Source organism: Actinomadura rudentiformis (genome assembly GCF_008923185.1).
GTDB lineage: Bacteria > Actinomycetota > Actinomycetes > Streptosporangiales > Streptosporangiaceae > Spirillospora > Spirillospora rudentiformis.
On sequence record NZ_WBMT01000029.1, the window covers coordinates 126,618 to 145,649 of the forward strand.

A 19,032-nucleotide genomic window follows, 5' to 3' on the forward strand; every position below is an offset into this window, starting at 1 on the left:
GTCACCCGTCCGGGATTTTGGTCGAACCACCTGCTGGGCTGGTGTAGCGCCATGGGCGCCGACAGCCCAGCCCCCGAATGGTTCGGCGAGGACGGGGCTGATGTCGACGCAACCTCCGAGCTCCTCATGGACCCCAACAGTGGCCGGTGCTGCAGGTGCCCTTTGCGGAAGGCCACAGCGCTGTGGTGGTCTACCGCAACCTCCTCGGGGACTACGGAGTCGACTACCTGCTCACCCATCCCACCTGGGGCCGTCCCCGGCACATCGCAAGGTGGGAAGGAGACTGGACCGGCGGCGTGCTGACGTGGGACGAACTGCGCCACATCGTCGACAGCCCCACAACCGAAGGCATCACCGACCACGCCGCCCGTCTTCTGCTGCTCACCCCCCTGCTCGACCTGCTCGACGTGCACGAGCCGCCAGCCGAACAAGCAGCGGCGAGACTCAGCACCGCGTTGACGGCGATAGGCGCCCCCCAAGACACCGCTCCGATCACAGCGCAGCATCTCCTCGCCTGCTGCGCGAAAGGCATCTGGCACGATCCCACATGGACCGCACCGCCCAACCCCTGACCTGGATAGATACGCCCCTGAGAACAAGCTACGCCCAGCCCCGATTGGACTGTCCGAGCGGAGCGAGGGTCTTGCTTTTAAGGCATTGCGGGCCTGGGCGGGTCGAGACGACGAAGCGGTCGTGGTGGAGCGGGGATCAACGTCGTAGCCGTTCGGCAGCCGGTGGCAGACGTCTGATCGCTGTCGTAGTTTCGCTTGTGGTGGGACATCCGCCCGGACGGAGGAGCGGTCCTTGGTCAGCGAAAGGGAAGAGGAAACCATCGAGGTCGCGCCCGTGGTGGCTGGGTGCTATGTGGTCACCTTGCGACCCGACGAGGGTCACGTTTGGGATGCCGAGCGCGTGCCCGGGACCGACGACGAACGCGAGCGTTGGGTGGCCGCTCGCCGGCAGTTCGAGGAGGACCTCGCACGCGCTGACGCCGCGTTGAACCGTTCGGTCGATCGGCCTTGGTGGCGGCGCGGCCGGCGGCTCGCGGAAATCCGCTGGCTGCCTTGGTTCCGGGCCGAGCAGAAGGCACGCGCCGGCGAACACGCGGCACTGCAGGCACAGGCCAGGGAGCGGTATTGGCCGGTGCAGGATGAGATCCTCGCCCGGGTAGCGGAAGTCCGCGCGGCCCGGGAGCGTGCCGCGGCGATGGCCCGGGAGCGGCAGGCGCGGCTTACCGCCGTCGCCCACCGCGGGGTTTGGGGCTGGGTCCGGAAGGGACGAACCGTCGCCCATGTGTTCCGGTACGACGTACCAGAGGCACGGGCGCTGCAGAAGGATGACAAGACCCGCGGGCCGACGCGGCTGGATGCGCTGGGCGATGAGCTGTACGAGTGGGGAATCACGAAGGTGCGCTGGAACGCCGCGACGAAGCGCGCAGTGGCCGATGACTGCGCCGCGGCAGGTTATCCGCTCACTTTTGCCGAATGGTGGGCGGCCGTCGCTCCGTGGGAGGAGCCGGACCGGGCACCCACTGGATGGTGCACGAACCGGCCGCCGTTTCCCGTACCGACCCGCCGCAGCCGCGAACGGCTTGAACAGCGCGAACGGGGGACCGGCCACCACAGCAGCTATGGCGTCGGTGACTCCGGCGGGTTCGGAAGCTTCTAGCCTTCTCGGCTGCAGCACCGTGCGCCGCAGCCGCCCTACATGCGAGGGAAGGTGAACGCGCAGTTCCTTCCCGGCACTTGTGGGGCCGCTGTGGTTTTCCCGCTGGCCGTGTGCCGTCCAGCATCCGCGTTCAGCACTGCATGCGCAGGCGTCGACCCCTCCTCGCATCATGCACCGGCACACGTCGGCTGCGCGTGTGGTGTTCATCGGTTGCGCGCGGCGACGGCTATCGCTGGCACGATGGCCAGTGCCAGGATGCCGCCGCCGATGGCCAGGGATGGGTAGCTGGCAGCGGCAACGACGAGGCCCGAGGCCATGCCGCCGGTTGCGCCCGCGACGGCGATGGCGACGTCGACCAGGCCCTGGGTCTTGGCTCGGGTGGCCAGCGGGACGGCGTCGGTGACGATCGCCGTGCCGGCGACGAGCCCGAAGTTCCAGCCCAGGCCCAGCAGCGCGAGCGCCACCGCGAAAAGGGCGACGGAGTCGCCGGGAGCGCTGGCCGCGACGAGTCCGGCGGCCAGCAGAGCCAGGCCCGAGGCGACGGCGATCGTGAGGCTGCCGTAGCGGTCGACGAGCCAGCCGGTCAGGGGTGAGGGCAGGTACATCGCGCCGATGTGGATGGCGATGACAAGGCCGGAGGCGGCGGTGCCGTGGCCGTGATCATGCATGTGTACGGGTGTCATCGTCATGATCGCCACCATGACCAGTTGAGTGGACACCATGACCAGCGTGCCGACCAGCACGCCGGGGGAGCGGCGGCCCTCGACCGCGCGGCCCGGCTGCCCGTCCGCCGCGCCACGTTCCGGCTCAAGGGCGCGGGCCAGCAACAGCGGGTCAGGACGCAACCAGACGGCCAAGACCAGGGTGGCCATCGCGTAGGCGGCTGCCGCAAGTATGAATGGCCCAGCCAGGTGGGGGATGCCCAAAGCGTGCGCGAGGTCGCCTGCGGGTGCGGCCACGTTGGGGCCGACCACACCGCCAAGGGTCGTGGCGACCAGCACGACGGACACGGCGCTGGCGCGTCGTGCGGGGGTGGCCAGATCGGCTCCGGCGTAGCGGGCTTGCAAGTTGGTGGCCGTACCGGCGCCGTAGACGAACATCGCGAGGAACAACAGGACGGCGTTATCGGCCACCGCGGCGACGATGACTCCAGCGCTGCCCACGGCACCGGCCAGATACCCGGCGGCGAGGCCAGGGCGGCGGCCGCGGGCATGCGAGATGCGCCCTACGGCGACAGCCGCCAGCGCGGAACCGGCGGTCGCCAGGGCGCTGAGCAGACCGGCAAGGCTGGTGGAGTCGAGCATCTGCTGCGCGAGCAGGGCGCCCACGGTCACACCGGCCGCCAGCCCGGCACCGCTGAGGACCTGAGCCGCGACCAAGACGATCAGGACGCGGCGCTGCGTCTGGAGGCGCGGGTGGTCCACTAGCTGGGAAGGCACGGTAGTCGTCACGGGAGAGTTCTTTCGGTAGGCGTGATCCGCGCAGCCGACGCCACCGGCGCGACTCAGGCAGAGGCACCAGGGCGAGGCCGATGGGAGTGGGTGACGAAGCGATGGAGTGAATGCGCGCCGAATCGGCGGCGTAGGGCCGGGGCAGGAGGTGGCGGGGCAGCGCGACGTTCTGGTGACGCGGGGAGGGTCAGGGAGGCGACGGGAAGAGCTGCGGAGGAGGCGATGGGCGGCCCCGCCCGACGCGCTGGTCGACGCGCGGACCGTTGGAAGACGGCGGCAAGGCGGCGATGGATCGGCTCGGTGCGCTGGTACGGACTGACGGGATGGGCTGAGGAGGAGGCGGTGGGGCCGACTCGACGTGGACTGGATGGGGCGCGATGGGATGGCCAGGCGGACAAACGAACTAGCGGCTGTTGGGCGGTTCGATACGGGACGTGTGGGCCAGGTGATGGGGCGGCGGCGTCAAGGGTTAAGCGGCCAGGGGTTTGATCGGTGCCGAGGTCGCACATTGATGGCGTCGGATGTGTCTTCCGTGGGCCAGCCCGCCACTCGCCGGGCACCAGCGCGATAGCCATCCAGGCCCAGGGCGGCGTGTGGCGCCGCTGCGGCAGGACGGACTGGCTGGGGCCACGGCCCTGCCGAGACGGTGGCGGCCGCGGCCCGAGCGAGGGCGGTGGCGGCCACGGCGCTGACCAGCGCGGCGGCCGCCGTTCGATGTCGGCGGACGTATTCCTTCGGCCCGGCGACTTCGGCCCGGCGACTTCGGCCCGGCGACAGCCGCAGGGCCCCAGCGCGCAGGGCCCCAGCGCGCACGGCCCCCAGCGTGTACGACCCCCGGCGTGCGCGGGTGCCGGGGTGGCGGAGCCACGGCCCCGGCCGCAGCAGCAGTCGGGCGCGGTCAGTCTAGGTCTAGGCGGTCGGCTAGCCCGGCGTTGGTGAAGGCGGCCACCAGCTCGTCACGGCCTTCGGTGAAGTGGGCCCAACTGTCGTAGTGGACGGGGACCACCCGGCGGGCGCCCAGGATTCGGGCGGCCTCGGCAGCTTGAGCACTGTCAATGACGAGCAGCGAGCCATCCCAGAGGACGGGGATGCGGGGCGCCCCGGCGAAGAGGATGGCGGTGTCCACGGGTCCGAAACGTTCGGCGACCTCCTTGACCGCGTCGAGCGAGGCGTTGTCGCCGCTGACGTAGACCGTCGGCAGGCCTTCCCCGGTCAGGACGAATCCGACGACCTGGCCGGTGATCGGCTCGACCTCCTCGCGCTTGCCAGGCCCGTGGATGGCCGGTACGCCCGTCACGGTGATCGTGCCACCGTCCGGCCGATCCAGATCAACCGACTCCCAGTCGGCCAGCCCCACGGCACCCTTGCCGAGACGCTCTCCGCCGCCGGGGGTGGTGAGGGTGAGGGGAACGTCGGCGAGCAGGGCGCGGCCGGAGTTGTCGAGGTTGTCCGGATGCTCGTCGTGGGAGAGCAGGACCACGTCGATGCCGCCGAGGTCATCGGGGCTGCCGGAGGCGGGTGCGGTCTTGGTCAGGATCTTGCGGCCGTTCTCCTCGTAATCGCCGGGAGCGTCGAACGTCGGGTCGGTGAGGAACCTCAGACCGCCATATTCGAAGAGGGCGGTCGGGCCGCCGAAGACGCGGACGGGGAACTGCTCAACAGAGGGCACGAAACTATCTCCTCACGGATGAAGGGAGGTCTATCCGTGAAGTGACCGTAGTAGTTCCTCACGGATGAGCGCAACCCGTACCATGAGAGTCATGACCGCCGAGCCTGTGTTGCCGCCCGCGCCGGGGGCGGACGAGTACCCCGCCCTCGACTTCGTCAACAGCGCCATCGCACTGCCCGGTGGGCAGTTCATCGACCTCTTCGGCACCCCCAAGGGGGCGAACGAGTGGCTCGCCGAACGCGGGCTCGCCCCGGCCGATGCCGGACTGCAGGAGATGTGCACAACGCAGCTGCGCTCGTTGCGCGAACACCTCCGGGCATTGTTCTCCGCCCGCGTTGCCGGACTTCCCGCCCTGCCCGCGCCCCTGGCCGCCGTCAACGATGCGCTGCGCAGGGTCCCCACGGCCGCCCTTCTCCAGTGGGACGAGAAGGAGGGCCCCTACCGCGCGGCCCCGCATCCCATCAACGAGGTCATGGACCACGCCTTGGCGACCCTCGCAGCCAACGCGGCCGACCTCCTCACCTCACCCGACGCCGAGCGCCTCACCGCCTGCGGTTCCACTCCCTGCAACCGCTACCTGCTGCGCCACGGCCGCCGCCACTGGTGCTCCACCCGCTGCGGCGACCGCGCCCGCGCCGCCCGGGCCTACGCCCGGCGCACCCAGCCGAAGGCGGACTGACCCACGACCGCCCGGCGTGGTGGAGGGCGGCGAACGTCCGTAAGGAGCTCCCGGCCCACACCCCTGATTAGGACCGGCCGCTGGTCTCAGGATTGCCCGCCGGTCTCAGGATCGGCCGCCGGTCTCAGGACCGCCTGCCGGTCGCGCATGCGCCGAGGAACCCACTCGCCCTCAACTGAGGCCCCCCGGAACTCCCACGGCTGGGTGCGGATGCCGAGACGCTCCAGTCCTCCTGGCTCAGGCGGGATGTTCGGTGATCAGGCGGTCGGCGGCCCAGCGTCCGTTGAAGGCGGCCGAGTCGGACCAGGGCAGGCCGAGGTAGTCTCCGGCCAGCAGGACGGGGCTGGCGGTGGGCAGGTGGTCGCGGTAGCGCTGCACCACCGTGGCGTGTCCCAGATGCATGTAGGGCAGGGCTTCCTGCCAGCGGGACACCTGGCTTTCGATGACCCGGTCGGCCAGCCCGGGGAGCAACGGCGTCACCGCGTCGATGGCCTGGGTGCGGATCGTCGCGTCGTCGGCGGTCATCAGCTGCCGCGATACGTCCCCCCGGAACATGACGGTGAGCACCTCGCCACCGGCGGTGGCGTCGGCGCGTGAGTAGACAGCGATCGCCGCCAGTGGAGAGGAGGACTCCGGGGAGACCAGGACGCCGTAGGCGCCACCCAGCTCATCCGCCGCCAGAGGCTCGGCCAAGGCCAGCCCGACCAGCACCTCGCAACTGTAGGTGGTATGCAGGACGGCCCTTTCGGCTGGAGTCGGGTCGGCCAGCATCCTGGTGGCCGGAGCCGCCGGTGTCGCGATCACCACGGCGCGGGCCTGCCGGGCACCGCGTGAGGTGGCCAGGCTGACGGGGTCGCCGGGGGAGGTCGGACGCTGGACGCGCTCGACACGCACGTCATACTCCATGTCCAGCTTGGCCGCCAGGGCTGTGGTGAGCGCACCCAGCCCACCGCGCAGAGTGAACGCCTTGGGGCGGCGAGCCGAAAACGCCGCCAGCGTCCCCGGTAGGACGGCGCTGTTGCCAGCCAGCTCTTGGAAGAACAGGCCGTTGACGGAAGGCAGCAACAGCCGACGGGTCAACCCCGACCCAAAACTCGCACGTGCCCACTCCAGTCCCTCGTGGCCGTCCAGATCACGCCAGGGGACCACGTCACTGGCCGGGCGTGTCGCCAGCTTGCGCGTGGACCACATCCCCCGCGCCGCCGCCGGCATGTCCCGGGCACGCACCAACCCGCCCGACACGAACGTCCAAGAACGATCGGTATCGAACCGCCAAGACCGGCTGTCGGCCACCACCAACGTCCGCCCCGAGACCTTGACGACCTGGTCGGACAGCCCCACGGTCTTCAGCAACTCGGGAATGATCTGGTATCCGGTGGACAGGAACTGGGCGCCCAACTCCATCAGCCCGTCACCCAGCGCCCGCGTGGCCATCCGCCCGCCCGGCCCGTCCCCGGATTCGAGCACCTTCACGTTGAGCCCGGCGGCCGCCAGCCGGAACGCAGCGGTCAGGCCGGAGATGCCCGCGCCGACCACGATCACCTCGTCCGAACCAGCACCTGTCATATGACCTGCCTCCTCAGCACTGACTGGCCCATCCGCGACCATGGAGCCGGCCAGGAATCCGCTCGAAGCCCATATCGGAGTCGGCTCGATGCCCGCTGTCGGCGGCGGCCGGTGTTGGGAGAGCGGCAGTCCGGCGTGGGCGTCACCAGGAGGCGGCTGCGCGCCGTACGGCGCACGGCTTCCTCCATCAGCATCGACACGGGCGAAAGGAGTCTGGCAACTACACACCTTTGCCGCCACCGGTAAGACGGTCGTTAATCACCGGTTTTCTGCCATTCCGCCGGCGTAGATCCATGCCCTCGACGCCTCACGGAAGTGCATGTGCCATTCGTGCCACAATGATCCATTGGAAGCGCATTGAATGACGAATGCTCTGGCCGGAGGCGGCGGTTCCTAGCCGCTCGCAGGCTGTGGCGGGGACGGGTTGACGAAGATGACCGTCTTCTCGTTCGGCGGCGGTGTCACGTCCAGGCCGTACGAGGTGAGCACTTCAACGATTTCGCCGAGGTGATCGGGGCTGTACCAGCCGATCACGAGCGGCCGGAGAAGGGTGTGCCAGCGATGGATGCGTTCGTGTCGCAATGCCTCGCGGACGCGGGCGTGGTTGTCGTCGATCTTTTCCCATTCCTCCACGAGGGCGACGTAGTCATCGTGCAGTTCGTCGGCGTCGTAGTCGCCTCGTTCTACTCCTTCGACGGTCTCCGCGTGCTCGTCGGGGTCGATGCCAGCGGCGGCCAGCAACTCGGGCTTCATCGCCTCGATCTCGTTCTTGACCCAGTCGGGCATCGGCTGCTCCGCGACGCCCCATCCCTCCTCGGCGTAGAACGCGTCGGCGTAGGCCTGTGCGTAGCTGTAGAGGAAACCCTTTGGCCCGCGCGGCGTCTCGGCGGCCGCGTCCTGCTTGGTGAAGGCACGCCAGGCAAGGTCGAAGTCGGCCCCAAAGCCGCGCTCGTTCAGCTCAGCGAACGCGCCCCGCAGCCGCTCAAGATCTGTGCCATCCCGCATGCGCGGCAGTATCGCACCCGCCACCAGCAGGGGCATGCGCCACCAGCGGGGCATGCGTCACCAACAGAGGCAGCGCCACCAGCAGGGGCACGCGCCACCAGCAGGGCATGCGCCAGCAGGGCATGCGTCACCAGCGGGGCAAACGCCATCCCCGCTTCCACGCGGCAGGGGCGCCGATCTGCTTGACGCTCTTGTCGAGTCGCGCCCGGCGCCTGCCGTCGAGCCAGATCCGGGTGACCGCGCCGCTGGAGCGCAGGCCGTTCGTGGTGAACGAGCCGTTCGTGGTGAGCGAGGCCCAGGCCGTTCCGGCGCTCTTCTTCTGGACGCGCAGGACGTCCATGCCGAGCTCTGGCAGGGCGACGGTCGTGGTGGTGCCCGCGACCGTCATGCGTCCCTTGCCCCGCTCCACGATCATCGGGATGTCGCCGCGGCGGGAGTCACCGTAGCCTTCAACGCTCAGCAACCCGATGTCGAAGAAGCGCCGGTCAAGCCTGCCCTGCCCGACCAGCGTCGCAGCGTCGGAGGGGATGACGTAGCGGTGCCCGCCGACCGTGAGCCGCTGGAACGTCGTTCTCTCACGTCCCTTGCCCGGCCGAACGCCCAGCACGACGGCCGTCGAACCCTTCCCTCGTACGCGCACGACGTCGCCGGTCACGAGCGTCACCTCACCGGCGCCTCCCTCCCCGGCCCGCGCGGTCGGCGCCCCGGCCCGCGCGGTCGGCTGCCGCGCCACAGCCGGTGCCGGAACGTTGATCGCCGTACTTGCCAGGACGGTGGCGGCCACAGCCGCCACCGTTCTTTTCCGTCTCATCTCACTCCGTGGGTAGCAACGAAGATCCATCGCCACCTCTTGCCCGAAGCCGCTCGCGCGGTTGCGGCCCCGGAACTTCCACGGCTGGGCGGTGTTAAGGGGCGCAGTTGATGTCGGCGGCAGGCAGAGTGCCGGTACGCAGGTAGGCGTTGACGGCCCGGTCCGCGCAGGAGATGGGTGTCAAGCCGTCGACTTCGCGTCCGTACACGCCGTGCGAACGGATGTCCGCTGAGATCATGCGCGAGCCCTTGAGCTTGCGGTGCATGACCACGGCACCTGCGTACGGGACGTTGTTGTCACGCGTGGCCTGGAGTAGCAGCAGGGGGACCCGGTTGCCGATCTCCACTCCGGACTCGCGAGGCTGGGTCTTCCAGAACGGGCACGGGAAGATGGCGTTGGCCGTCGCCGCGAAAACCGGCTGCGTGCGGCGTGCGCGTTCGATGTTCTGCCAGTACTGCTCCGGGTCGGCGGGCCAGCCCCCTGCCGGCCACCCGCCGTCCCCGCAGAAGATCGCGTTGCCGCTGCTGAACTGATTGTCCAGCTCAGGGCTCGGGTTGCGGAACAGCTCAAGCCACATGCGCAGCTCGGGAACGGGCTGCACCTGCTTGCCGTCGGCGGCGTCGACCAGGTTGCGAACGGTCTTGGCGAGGGTGGGATTGCTTTCCTCGGTACCCACCATCTGGCGCAGGATGAGTCCCAGTACGTTCGCGTGGACCGTGTAGTCGCCGATGGGGAGCGGGCCGGCGTCCACCCGAGCGCTGAGGCGTTCGACAACGGCGCGGACCTGCTGGGGAGTGCGGCCGAGCCGGTACTCGTTCGAACGCTGGGCCGTCCAGGCCGCCCATTCGTTCAAGCCCGACTCCTGGGCTGCACCGGCCGCCTGGAAGTTCTCGTACTGCGTCAGCGTCGGGTCGGTAACGCTGTCGATAACAATCCGGTCGGCGTGGCCAGGGAACATCTGGGCGTACGTGGCACCCAGATCGGCACCGTATGACACGCCGTAGAAGGACAACTTGCGTTCGCCGAGAACAGCGCGGATCAAATCCATGTCGCGGGCGACGTTGCGGCTGGACGCGTGGGGGAGCAGCGCGGCGTTGTCCCCGTGCTCGTAGCAGAGCCGTGCGGTCTCACGCGCGTTCTGTACGGACGCCTCGAACGCCTCTCTCCGCGAGTGCGTCGGCTTCCCCTGCAGCGACAGCCCGCAGTAGATCGGAGTGCTGCGTCCGACAAAGCGCGGATCGAAGCCGATGAGGTCGTACCCGTCCGCCGCGTCCTTCATCGCGGGACGCAGCTGAGCGGTGTAGCTCAACCCCGGCCCGCCGGGCCCGCCTGGATTGGACAGCAGGATGCCACGACGGCGCGCGCCGTCCTTGGCCTTGATCCGGGAGATCGCCAGCTTGATCGAACGGCCGTCGGGAGCCGAGTAGTCCAGCGGAACGGTCACCTGCGCGCACTGAGCGCCCGCCTCGGTCAACTCCGTGGCGTCGGCTGGACAAGGGCCCCAGTCCAGGCGCTGCCCGAGATACCGCGACAGATCGGGAGAGGAAGATCGAGGAGCCGCATCTGAGACCGGGGCTGACCCCGAGGCGGCGGCTGATCCCCAGGCGGGGGCGGCGCCCGTCCAGCCGACGAGCGCGCTCATGGCGAGCGTGGTCACGGCCGTTGCAGTACGTGGGATGGTCATGGCCCCAACCTCATCCAATGCCGAGCAGGAAATCACTACGGCGACCCTCAAGCCCGAGGTAAGGCCAGCCATACGCAACACCCCAGCCAGGAGCAACCGGTGGGTTGCACTTGGACAGTGTGTTGTGCAACCCTAGAGTTGCGCCAAACGCGACAGTGAAGGAGTCACCTCATGAACCAGGACCGCATAGAGCGTGAGACCCTGATCGAGGCCTCCCTGGAACGGGTGTGGTCACTGGTGGCCGTTCCCGGATTCTGGGTCTCCGAGGAGTCGATGATGGCCGAGGGCGAGGCCAAGGAGGGAGAGACGATGGTGGCGACCAATCCCGACTACGGCGCCTTCCCGGTACGGGTGGAAAAGGTCCAGCCGCCGACGTACCTCGCGTACCGCTGGGCCAGCACGATCCGCGAAGAAGGGCAGCACGAACTGCGCGAGGACAACAGCACCCTTGTGGAGTTCACGCTCACCGCCGAGGGCGACAAGACGCGGCTCCGCGTCGTCGAAAGCGGGTTCGCGACGCTGGCCGCCTCCGACGAGGTGCGCGCCCAGGGGATCAAGGACAACACCAGCGGCTGGTCGGAAGTGTTCGCCGCGCTCAAGAGGCGCGCCGAGCAGTCGTCCGTGTGACCCACGAGAACGGCGCCGGCGAGGTCGACGACATCCTCGCCGCGCTTGCCGACCCGACGCGGCGTCGGCTGCTCGACGTGCTCTCCGCACAGGGCGAGGCCTCGGCGACGACGCTCGCCGAACGCCTGCCCGTCTCGCGGCAGGCGATCGTCAAGCACCTGGCCGTGCTGGACGCCGCCGGGCTGGTCTCCGGGCGCCGCGTCGGACGCGAGGTGCGCTACACGGTCCAGCCCGCGGCGCTGACCGCGACGGCACGGTGGATGGCCGCGCTCGCGAACGACTGGGATCGCCGTCTGGCCAGGATCAAGCGTCTCGCCGAGGCCGCAGAACGGGACTCACGCTGACACCCCGGCGCCTTCGGACCAACTCACGCTGACGCCCCGGCGCATTCCGGTCGACTCGCGCTGACACCTCAGCACCTTCCGGCCAAGGATGCGTTCAGCCTGCCCGGACTTTCCTGTCGATGTGTTTCAGTCTGCCCTCAAACCAGAGGCCCGGAGCGTTCCGTCCGGCATCGGTAACTGCGCAGCGTTCCCGCCCTCGTGCCATCCGTAAGACATCACTGGGTTCTTGCCGAAGGGAACCATCTCGTGGCTATTGAGACGACCTCTCCGCCATCTCTAGACCGCCGACAGCGATTGATCCTGTTCCTCTTGCTCGGTGCCGGGTTCATGCTGTCGGTCGACTTCTCCATCCTGAACGTCGCGCTCCCCGAAGTCGGCGCGGGCGTCGGACTGGAGGACACCGGGCTCGCCTGGATCGCCTCCGCCTACGCGCTGCCCGCGGCCGGCTTCACGCTGGTGTTCGGCCGGATGGCCGACCTGTTCGGCCGCCGACGGCTGTTTTTGTCCGGCATGGTGGTGTTGACGGGAGCCTCGCTGCTCGGCGGCCTGGCGTCCAATCCCGAGATGCTCCTGACCGCCCGGGCCCTCCAGGGCCTGGCCACCGCGATGACCATCCCGGCGGGACTGTCGCTCCTCACCACCACGTTCGCCGAAGGTGCCTTGCGCGAGCGCGTCCTGGGACTGAACGGCGCGCTGCTCTCCGGCGGCTTCACCATCGGCGCGCTGATCGGCGGCGCCCTGGTCGGCTTGCTGAGCTGGCGCGCCGCGTTCTTCATCAACGTCCCCGTCGCCGTCGCGATCCTGGTGCTCACGCCCGCCCTGATCAGCGAGAGCAGGACGCCCGACCGAATAAGGCTGGACCTGCCCGGAGCGGTGACCGTCACCGGCGGTCTCCTAGCGGCCACCTACGCGATCATCGAGACGAACCTCATCTCGGCTGTCGTCGGCGTGCTGCTGCTGGCCGCGTTCTGGGTGATCGAACTGCGTTCCCCGGCGCCCCTGGCCCCGCTGCGCATCCTCAAGCGCCCCACCGTGAAGTGGGGCAACTACGCCGGGCTCGTGATCTTCACCATGGAGCCCGCCATGATCTTCCTGACGACGCTGTACCTTCAGCGGACGCTGGACCTCTCCCCGCTGACCACCGGCCTGATCCTCGGCCTCCCGGGCCTGGCCTCGGTGGCCGCCGGGATCATCGCCGGGCGTCTCATCGGAAGTCTCGGCGGCCGAACGGTCCTGGTCACGGGCCTGGCCGTGCAAGGCCTGGCAACTCTCCCCCTGGTGTTCCTCGGCACAGGCAGGATCTCCCTGGCGATCCTGATCCCCGCGCTGTTCGTCGGGTTCTTCGGACACGTCACCGCGATCGTGGCCTTCACCGTGACCGGGACCTCGGGCCTGCCGGACGAGGAGCAGGGCCTGGCCACGGGCTTGACCTCGATGACCCAGCAGGTGGCCATCACCATCGGCATCCCGATCCTGAGCGCCGTCGCCGCCACGCAGAGCGCCGAACTGACCGGCCTCCACCTGGCGCTGACCGTCAACGTGGCCGTGACACTCGCCAGTGCGCTCCTCATCTGGCTAGGCCTGCGCCCACACGGCGACCAGCCCACGCCGGTGACCCCCGTACACCTGCCGAACGAAACCAACGAACAGCTGACCGCCCCCTAGCTTGCCCGGCTCCGGGCTTGTTCGATCTCGTTGATGTGGGTTTCCGTCCACTGTCGGAGCGCGGTGATGGGCTCGGCCAGACTGTGGCCGAGCGGCGTGAGGTCGTACTCGACCCGGGGCGGGATGGTGGGGTGGACGGTGCGGGTGACGAACCCATCGGCTTCGAGGCTGCGGAGCGTCTGGGTGAGCATTTTCTGCGAGACGCCCTCGATGCGTCGGCGCAGGTCGGTGTAGCGCATAGTGCCCTCAAGGAGGGCATCCACGATCAGGATCGTCCACTTGCCTGCGATGTGATCGAGGACCTGGCGGGTCGGGCACTTCGCCGAGAAGGCGTCGGCCGGCAGTCCGGAGGACTCCACAATGGTCTCCATGGAGAGAGCGTAAGGCACTAATAGGTGCCCTCTTCCCGATGGGGAGTCACTCTCCGATAGTGAGTGACATGACGCATCACACCATGTCTGTTGCAGAAGCGATCCGCACCCGCCGCACCGTCCGCCACTACCGGCCCGATCCGATCCCCGCGGCCGCCGTCGACGTGCTCCTGGACCTCGCCATTGAGGCACCCACCAGCTGGAACCTGCAAGACCGGTCGGTAGTGGCCGTCACCAGCGAAGAAGGCCGCGCCGACCTGGCCTGGGCCACAGGCGGCCAGCCCCAGCCCCAGGAGGCGCCGCTCATGTTGGTCTTCGTCGCCGAACCACTGTCCTGGAGGGATGACCACAGCGACGTCTATGACCAAGCCCGCCGCAACCGAGCGTGGAGCGAAGAGTTTGTCGCAATGTTCTCCGCGGCATCGCACGCATTCCAGGAAGACCTCGAGGAACGTGGCCTGTTGCGGGAGTACGCGGTCAAGGACGCCATGATTGCAGCGACGTACGTGATGCTCGCCGCGACGGAGATGGGACTGGCCACCTCGCCGATGAACGGCTGGGACGAGACCCGGGTGAAGAAGGCGATCGGCATCGGTGACCGCGACGACCTGGCCATCGCGCTGCTCATGTCCGTCGGCTATTCGGCGGAGGAGCGACGCCACCCCGGCCGTCGCGCCCCGGAACGCAACGTCTTCCGCGAACTCTACGGAGCGACCGGGAATGCCGCTTCCGCTGTGTGAATGATGAGGCTGAGGCGGCGACTGGACGTCCGCCTCAGCCTCACTGCGGATGCGCGTCCGCTCGCGCGTCTGGGTCCACCACCGCTGCTGGTCGCCAAAGGCTGGATTGTCCCGCTTGGGCGGAAGGGGTGATGTGGCCCGCTCCAACTCGGCATCGGTGATCGGGTCGAGGGCACCGGCCCCGGTATCGCCATCAAGGAGGGGCGGCCTGTTGCCGGCGTTCATCGGCCGCATCTCGGTCAGGTCAACGACCGGGGCCGCCGTCGCCGGTGGCGGTCTTGCGGGCGATGTTCTCGGCGGGGGTGACGATCAGGTCGGCGGGCGTGAGATCGAGATGTCGCAGAGCGCGTGCAACTTAGCCGGTCAGGTAGCGCTTGGGGGTTGTGCCCACGGTGCGGCGGAACGCCGTGAGGAACGCGCTCGGCGTTGCGTACCCGACGGCGTGCGCCACCCGTGAGACCGGCTGGCCCTCCGCGAGCATGGGGAGTGCGGCCCTCAGTCGCGCGTGGGTGCGCCAGCGGTCGAAGCTCATGCCGGTGTCATCAACGAACAGCCTCGTCAGGGTGCGGCGGCTTACACCGATGGCCCGCGCGTGCGCCTCAAGGCTTCGGGAGTCGGCGGGGTCGGCAATCAGCGCGTCGGCCACAGCGCGGACGCGTTCGTCGACGGGACGCGGCACATCGATGGGTGTCGCGGGCAGCGGGCGCAGCAGATCCACGACGACCGCCTCGGCGCGCAGGCGCGCGTCGTCGGCCAGGTCCTCGCGGGCGAGGTAGCCGATCAGGTGGGCCAGCAACCCGTCAACCGCGACCGGTGTCGGTTCGGACCAGTCGACGTCGCAGCGTTCCGGATCGAAGTAGAGGCTCAACAGCACCGCATCCCGGGTCGCGCCGGTGCCGTGGACGACTCCCGCGGGCAGCCACAGGGCCCGGGTGGGTGGCAGGACCCAGTAGTCGTCATCGACGGCCACGCCCAGCACGCCCCGGCGTGTCCAGGCCAATTGATGATGAGTGTGGCTGTGCGGGGGAATCCACTCTCCCGTGGTCAGCGGGAAGCTCCCGACAACGATCGCTCCGACCCCGGCGGGAACGTCGTACTCATTGGTCATGTGGTCGAGGGTATGGCCTCAATGCGAAACTCCGTGGCCTTGTAGCGTCTTGAGGCCATCCTGGGCGGTTGCCTAGCGTCGTCGCATGCCCACATCAAACCCGGCCACCGGGCGGCGCCGTGCCGCGCTGGTGGTGCTGTGCTTCATGCAGTTCATGCTCGTTCTGGACGACAACGTGGTGAACGTCGCGCTCCCCAGTCTCCGGGACGACCTCGGCTTCGGTGCGGCGGGCCTGGCTTGGGTCGTGAACGCCTATTTCCTCGCGTTCGGCGGGCTGCTGTTGCTGTTCGGGCGGGTGGCCGACTTGCTGGGGCGCAGACGTGTGTTCTTGATCGGCGTGGGTCTGTTCGGCTTGGCGAGCCTGGCTTGCGGGCTGGCGCAGGAGCCCTGGCAGCTCGTCGCCGGCCGGTTCGTCCAGGGTGCGGGGGCGGCCATGGCCGGGCCCGCCGCGCTATCGCTGATCACTCTGTTGTTCCCGGGGCCCGAAGAGCGCGCCAAGGTGCTCGGCGTATGGGGCGGCATCGCGGCGCTGGGCGGCACGACGGGGCTGGTGGTGTCCGGTGCCCTGACGGGCCTCGCCTCCTGGCGGTGGATCTTCCTGATCAACCTGCCGGTCGCCGCCGCTGCTCTCGTCATGCTCCCGCGCCTGGTGTCAGAGAGCCGGGCCGGCCACCGCCCCGACCGTCTAGACGTGCCCGGGGCGGTCCTGGGCACCGGTGCGCTGTTGTCCCTGGTCTACGGGCTGTTGCAGGAGCAGTGGCTGCCGCTCGCCTTCGCCCTCGTCTTGGCCGCCGCGTTCATCGTGGTCGAGGCGCGCAGCCCAGAACCCCTCGTGCCGCTGTCATTCTTGGCCGCCCGGACCCGCGCCGTGGCCAATGCCGCGACTCTCTTGTTCTCCGCCGGCTTTTATTCGATGGCGTTCCTTCTGATGCTGCACCTGCAGACCGTGCTCGGCTACAAGCCGCTCACGGCCGGTGCGGCGTACCTGCCGTACGGTGTCGGCATCCTCGCAGGGATGTGGCTTTCCTCCCGTGCGGCGATCAGAGCGGGTGTGCGGAGGACACTAGTCATCGCGTTCCTGATCAGTGCGGCCGGACTGTTCCTCCTGGCGGGTGTGGAGCCGGGCGACGGCTACGCCGCTGGAGTGCTGCCCGGCATACTCGTCACTGCCCTCGGGTGCGGCCTGAGCCTGCCCGCGCTGACGATCGCCGCGGTCAGCGGCACCACCGGGGAGAACGCAGGCCTCGGCTCGGCCCTCTTCACCACCGTTCAGCAGGTCGGCGGCGCCGTGGGACTTGCGATCCTGGTCACCTTGGCCACGCGCCGTAGCGACGATCTGGTCGGCTCGATCGGCGTCCGGCACGCCGCGACGGAAGGCTTCTCCTTCGCGCTCACCGTCACCGCCGTTCTTCTCGTGCTCGGCGCCATCCTCGTCGCGGCACTGCCCGGCGCCGAGCCTCGGGACGGCGCCGAGTCCCGGGGACTGCCCGAAAGCCACGCAGACGAGACCGTTGAGGGCTGAGCCATCGGCGCCGGTGGTGTGGCTCAGTGGCCGATGTCGCGTTCGCCGGCCTCGATGAGCCCGCTCTCGTACGCGAAGATGACGATCTGGGCGCGGTCGCGTAGGCCGAGTTTGGTGAGGATGCCTGACACGTGCGTCTTGACGGTCGCGGGTCCGATGAAGAGCTCTTTGGCGATCTCGGAGTTGCTGGAACCGCGGCCGACGGCGGCCATCACCTCGCGTTCGCGGTCGGTGAGGCGTTCCAGGCGGCCGGCGACGGTGGTGTTGACGGTGAGGCGCTGGGCGAACCGGCCGATGAGCCGCCGGGTGATCGAGGGCGCCAGCAGGGCCCCGCCGTCGGCGACGGTGCGGACGGCGGTCGCGAGCTGGTCGGGCGGGATGTCCTTGAGAACGAAGCCGCTGGCACCGGCGTGCATCGCCCGGTAGACGTACTCGTCGGGGTCGAACGTGGTCAGGATGAGCACCCGGACCGTCCTGTCGGATTCGGCGAGGATCCGCTCGGTGGCCTCCAGGCCGTCCATGCCGGGCATCCGGATGTCCATGAGGATCACGTCGGGCCGGTGCCGGCGCGCCACCTCGATCGCCTCGGTGCCGGTCCCGGCCTCGGCGACGACCTCGATGTCGTCGTGGATCTGCAGGATCATGGCGAAGCCGCCGCGGACCAGGGCCTGGTCATCGACGATGGCGACACGGATGCTCACGCGGGTTCTCCTCCGGTGGGCAGGTGGGCGACGACTGCGAAACCGCCGGCCGGGTGCGGCCCGGCGTCGAGGGTGCCGCCCAACAGTAGTGCCCGTTCCCGCATCCCCACGAGGCCGTGGCCTCTCGTGCCGTTGTGGGTGGAGAGGGCGGTGGTGCCGTGGCCGTCGTCGCGCACTTCGATGACGATCTCGTTCCCGGCGCTCCCTTGCCGGCTGCTGAGCCGCACCTCGGCGTGGGCGCCGGGCCCGGCGTGCTTGAGCACGTTGGTGAGTGCCTCCTGGACGATGCGGTAGGCGAACAGGTCCACGCGGGCGGGCAGCCCCGCCGACAACCCGTCCATCGACAGCGTCACCGCGATCCCCGTCCCGCGGATCTGATCGGTGAGCCGGGGGATGTCCGCGAGACCGGGCTGAGGCTCCGGCCCGTCCGACCCGTTGTCGGGACGCAGAACGCCGAGCAGATGGCGTAGCTCGGCCAGTGCCTGGCGTCCTTCCTCCTCCACCGCTCCCATCGCCCGCAGTGCCTGCTCCGGTATCGGGCCGTCGGCGGCATGCGCGGCCATCGCCTTGGCGGCCCCCGCCTGGACCGTCATGACGCTGACGCGATGGGCGACCACATCGTGCAGCTCGCGGGCGATACGGGTCCGTTCCTCGGCCACGATGCGGCTTGCCTCGGCGGCCTGCTCGGCCAGGACCCGGGCGGCATGGCGATCGCGCAGCCGGAGACCGCGCCCGATGTACCACAGTCCGGCCATGAAGCAGATGCCGAAGACGACCTCACCCCATGGCGCGGATTCGGTACGCAGGTCGATGGTGACCAAGGCGACGGCCGCGGCGACGCCCGCAGGGCCCCGCCATGCGCCTGGCGAGGGCGCACCGGACGCCCGCCAAGGGCCCAGCCATGCCGGGACGGCCCCCCGCCAGGAGCCACGCCATGTTGTGACGGCCTTCCGCCCCGAACGCAGCCAGGTTGGGACGGCCCCCCGCCTCGAGTCTGGCCGGGCCGGGCCGGCCGTGCGAGGACGTTCCTCCTCAGACGCGTACCGCCCGGCGCTGTAGAGCGCGACGAGCACCGGAACGCCGATGGCCGTGCGCGTGGTGGGAAGCATCAGGGCCCACGCGATCAAGGTGACGCTCAGCGCGGCCAGGGGTGCGCGGCGGCGCCAGTACAGCGACGCACCGGCCGCGACGAAGACCGGCAGGGCGGCGAGGTTGAGGTCACCGAGGGCGCGCCAGGCCAGCTCATTATCGTCGGGGGTGTCCTCCACGAGCACCAGCACGAGGGTGACCACCACCGCGAGAACGGCGTCCGTGGCGCGGGGCCAGCTGGCGAAGGGCCCACGGAACCTTCGCGGGACGACCGCGGCCGGCGGCGTTGTGGTGTTCACCATCGCTCCAAGGTGCGAGATCCACGGCCCTCC

At 69.4% G+C, this 19,032-nt stretch carries 18 protein-coding genes; 8 read left to right on the forward strand and 10 right to left on the reverse strand.

Features of this window, described 5'->3' with window-relative positions; genetic code table 11:
• Positions 1-155 precede the first annotated feature (155 nt).
• Together F8566_RS44745 and F8566_RS44750 are read left to right on the forward strand one after the other, a co-directional pair.
• Positions 156-572 (forward strand): hypothetical protein, encoded by a 417-nt coding sequence (locus tag F8566_RS44745; RefSeq protein ID WP_225994094.1) that lies wholly within the window; start codon positions 156-158, stop codon positions 570-572.
• Between the two features lie 232 nt (positions 573-804).
• The gene (locus F8566_RS44750) at positions 805-1,668 is read left to right on the forward strand and encodes a hypothetical protein (RefSeq protein WP_151569627.1); all 864 of its coding nucleotides are present in this window, start codon (positions 805-807) and stop codon (positions 1,666-1,668) included.
• A gap of 203 nt (positions 1,669-1,871) precedes the next feature.
• Here F8566_RS44750 and F8566_RS44755 read toward each other — a convergent pair whose 3' ends face one another.
• Together F8566_RS44755 and F8566_RS44760 are read right to left on the reverse strand one after the other, a co-directional pair.
• Positions 1,872-3,119 carry an MFS transporter gene (locus F8566_RS44755; RefSeq protein WP_225994095.1) on the reverse strand — a complete coding sequence of 416 codons (1,248 nt, stop codon included), beginning with the start codon at positions 3,117-3,119 and terminating at the stop codon, positions 1,872-1,874.
• An 898-nt stretch (positions 3,120-4,017) separates the two neighbouring features.
• On the reverse strand, positions 4,018-4,788 hold the full coding sequence (locus tag F8566_RS44760; RefSeq protein WP_151569630.1) for an MBL fold metallo-hydrolase: 771 nt from the start codon (positions 4,786-4,788) through the stop codon (positions 4,018-4,020).
• A gap of 91 nt (positions 4,789-4,879) precedes the next feature.
• Here F8566_RS44760 and F8566_RS44765 point away from each other — a divergent pair, with 91 nt between their 5' ends.
• Positions 4,880-5,467 (forward strand): CGNR zinc finger domain-containing protein, encoded by a 588-nt coding sequence (locus tag F8566_RS44765; RefSeq protein ID WP_225994096.1) that lies wholly within the window; start codon positions 4,880-4,882, stop codon positions 5,465-5,467.
• A 237-nt stretch (positions 5,468-5,704) separates the two neighbouring features.
• Here F8566_RS44765 and F8566_RS44770 read toward each other — a convergent pair whose 3' ends face one another.
• The 4 genes from F8566_RS44770 to F8566_RS44785 all read right to left on the reverse strand — a co-directional run bounded on the left by F8566_RS44770 (position 5,705) and on the right by F8566_RS44785 (position 10,533).
• Positions 5,705-7,033, reverse strand: a complete 1,329-nt coding sequence (locus F8566_RS44770; protein WP_192810201.1) for a protoporphyrinogen/coproporphyrinogen oxidase — start codon at positions 7,031-7,033, stop codon at positions 5,705-5,707.
• Between the two features lie 393 nt (positions 7,034-7,426).
• Positions 7,427-8,038: a hypothetical protein gene (locus F8566_RS44775; protein WP_151569636.1), complete on the reverse strand. Its 612-nt coding sequence runs from the start codon at positions 8,036-8,038 to the stop codon at positions 7,427-7,429.
• Positions 8,039-8,165: 127 nt separating this feature from the next.
• A complete protein-coding gene (locus tag F8566_RS44780; protein ID WP_151569638.1) occupies positions 8,166-8,849 on the reverse strand; it encodes a hypothetical protein in 684 nt (227 codons plus the stop codon).
• A 94-nt stretch (positions 8,850-8,943) separates the two neighbouring features.
• Positions 8,944-10,533 (reverse strand): alpha/beta hydrolase, encoded by a 1,590-nt coding sequence (locus F8566_RS44785; RefSeq protein WP_151569640.1) that lies wholly within the window; start codon positions 10,531-10,533, stop codon positions 8,944-8,946.
• Between the two features lie 171 nt (positions 10,534-10,704).
• Here F8566_RS44785 and F8566_RS44790 point away from each other — a divergent pair, with 171 nt between their 5' ends.
• From F8566_RS44790 to F8566_RS44800, 3 genes are all read left to right on the forward strand, one after another.
• Positions 10,705-11,160, forward strand: a complete 456-nt coding sequence (locus tag F8566_RS44790; protein ID WP_151569642.1) for an SRPBCC domain-containing protein — start codon at positions 10,705-10,707, stop codon at positions 11,158-11,160.
• Positions 11,157-11,504 carry an ArsR/SmtB family transcription factor gene (locus tag F8566_RS44795; protein ID WP_151569644.1) on the forward strand — a complete coding sequence of 116 codons (348 nt, stop codon included), beginning with the start codon at positions 11,157-11,159 and terminating at the stop codon, positions 11,502-11,504. The genes F8566_RS44790 and F8566_RS44795 overlap by 4 nt, the downstream gene beginning before the upstream one ends.
• A gap of 309 nt (positions 11,505-11,813) precedes the next feature.
• A complete protein-coding gene (locus tag F8566_RS44800; RefSeq protein WP_225994097.1) occupies positions 11,814-13,169 on the forward strand; it encodes an MFS transporter in 1,356 nt (451 codons plus the stop codon).
• Here F8566_RS44800 and F8566_RS44805 read toward each other — a convergent pair.
• Complete coding sequence (locus tag F8566_RS44805; RefSeq protein WP_151569646.1) at positions 13,166-13,540, reverse strand: winged helix-turn-helix transcriptional regulator; 375 nt, start codon at positions 13,538-13,540, stop codon at positions 13,166-13,168. The two genes, F8566_RS44800 and F8566_RS44805, sit on opposite strands and share 4 nt — an antisense overlap.
• Positions 13,541-13,623: 83 nt before the next feature.
• On the opposite strand from F8566_RS44805, the gene F8566_RS44810 reads away from it, so the two are divergent.
• Positions 13,624-14,280, forward strand: a complete 657-nt coding sequence (locus F8566_RS44810; RefSeq protein ID WP_151569648.1) for a nitroreductase family protein — start codon at positions 13,624-13,626, stop codon at positions 14,278-14,280.
• 355 nt (positions 14,281-14,635) lie between these two features.
• Here the strand turns inward: F8566_RS44810 and F8566_RS44815 are convergent, their stop codons facing one another.
• Positions 14,636-15,388, reverse strand: coding sequence for a helix-turn-helix transcriptional regulator (locus F8566_RS44815; RefSeq protein WP_151569650.1), 753 nt, complete (start codon positions 15,386-15,388; stop codon positions 14,636-14,638).
• A gap of 85 nt (positions 15,389-15,473) precedes the next feature.
• Between F8566_RS44815 and F8566_RS44820 the strand changes: the two genes are divergently transcribed.
• A complete protein-coding gene (locus tag F8566_RS44820; protein ID WP_151569652.1) occupies positions 15,474-16,910 on the forward strand; it encodes an MFS transporter in 1,437 nt (478 codons plus the stop codon).
• Between the two features lie 23 nt (positions 16,911-16,933).
• Here F8566_RS44820 and F8566_RS44825 read toward each other — a convergent pair whose 3' ends face one another.
• On the reverse strand, positions 16,934-17,611 hold the full coding sequence (locus F8566_RS44825; protein WP_151569654.1) for a response regulator transcription factor: 678 nt from the start codon (positions 17,609-17,611) through the stop codon (positions 16,934-16,936).
• Positions 17,608-19,002, reverse strand: a complete 1,395-nt coding sequence (locus F8566_RS44830) for a sensor histidine kinase (RefSeq protein WP_225994098.1) — start codon at positions 19,000-19,002, stop codon at positions 17,608-17,610. Before F8566_RS44830 ends, F8566_RS44825 begins: the two co-directional genes overlap by 4 nt.
• Positions 19,003-19,032: the final 30 nt, after the last annotated feature.

Bases quoted from the DNA above. Each gene is read 5' to 3' on its own strand.
- F8566_RS44805 (WP_151569646.1), bottom strand. From the start codon at position 13,540: ATGGAGACCATTGTGGAGTCCTCCGGACTGCCGGCCGACGCCTTCTCG.
- F8566_RS44770 (WP_192810201.1), bottom strand. From the start codon at position 7,033: ATGACAGGTGCTGGTTCGGACGAGGTGATCGTGGTCGGCGCGGGCATC.
- F8566_RS44830 (WP_225994098.1), bottom strand. From the start codon at position 19,002: ATGGTGAACACCACAACGCCGCCGGCCGCGGTCGTCCCGCGAAGGTTC.
- F8566_RS44780 (WP_151569638.1), bottom strand. From the start codon at position 8,849: ATGAGACGGAAAAGAACGGTGGCGGCTGTGGCCGCCACCGTCCTGGCA.
- F8566_RS44790 (WP_151569642.1), top strand. From the start codon at position 10,705: ATGAACCAGGACCGCATAGAGCGTGAGACCCTGATCGAGGCCTCCCTG.
- F8566_RS44765 (WP_225994096.1), top strand. From the start codon at position 4,880: ATGACCGCCGAGCCTGTGTTGCCGCCCGCGCCGGGGGCGGACGAGTAC.
- F8566_RS44810 (WP_151569648.1), top strand. From the start codon at position 13,624: ATGTCTGTTGCAGAAGCGATCCGCACCCGCCGCACCGTCCGCCACTAC.
- F8566_RS44785 (WP_151569640.1), bottom strand. From the start codon at position 10,533: ATGACCATCCCACGTACTGCAACGGCCGTGACCACGCTCGCCATGAGC.
- F8566_RS44775 (WP_151569636.1), bottom strand. From the start codon at position 8,038: ATGCGGGATGGCACAGATCTTGAGCGGCTGCGGGGCGCGTTCGCTGAG.
- F8566_RS44820 (WP_151569652.1), top strand. From the start codon at position 15,474: ATGCCCACATCAAACCCGGCCACCGGGCGGCGCCGTGCCGCGCTGGTG.
- F8566_RS44815 (WP_151569650.1), bottom strand. From the start codon at position 15,388: ATGACCAATGAGTACGACGTTCCCGCCGGGGTCGGAGCGATCGTTGTC.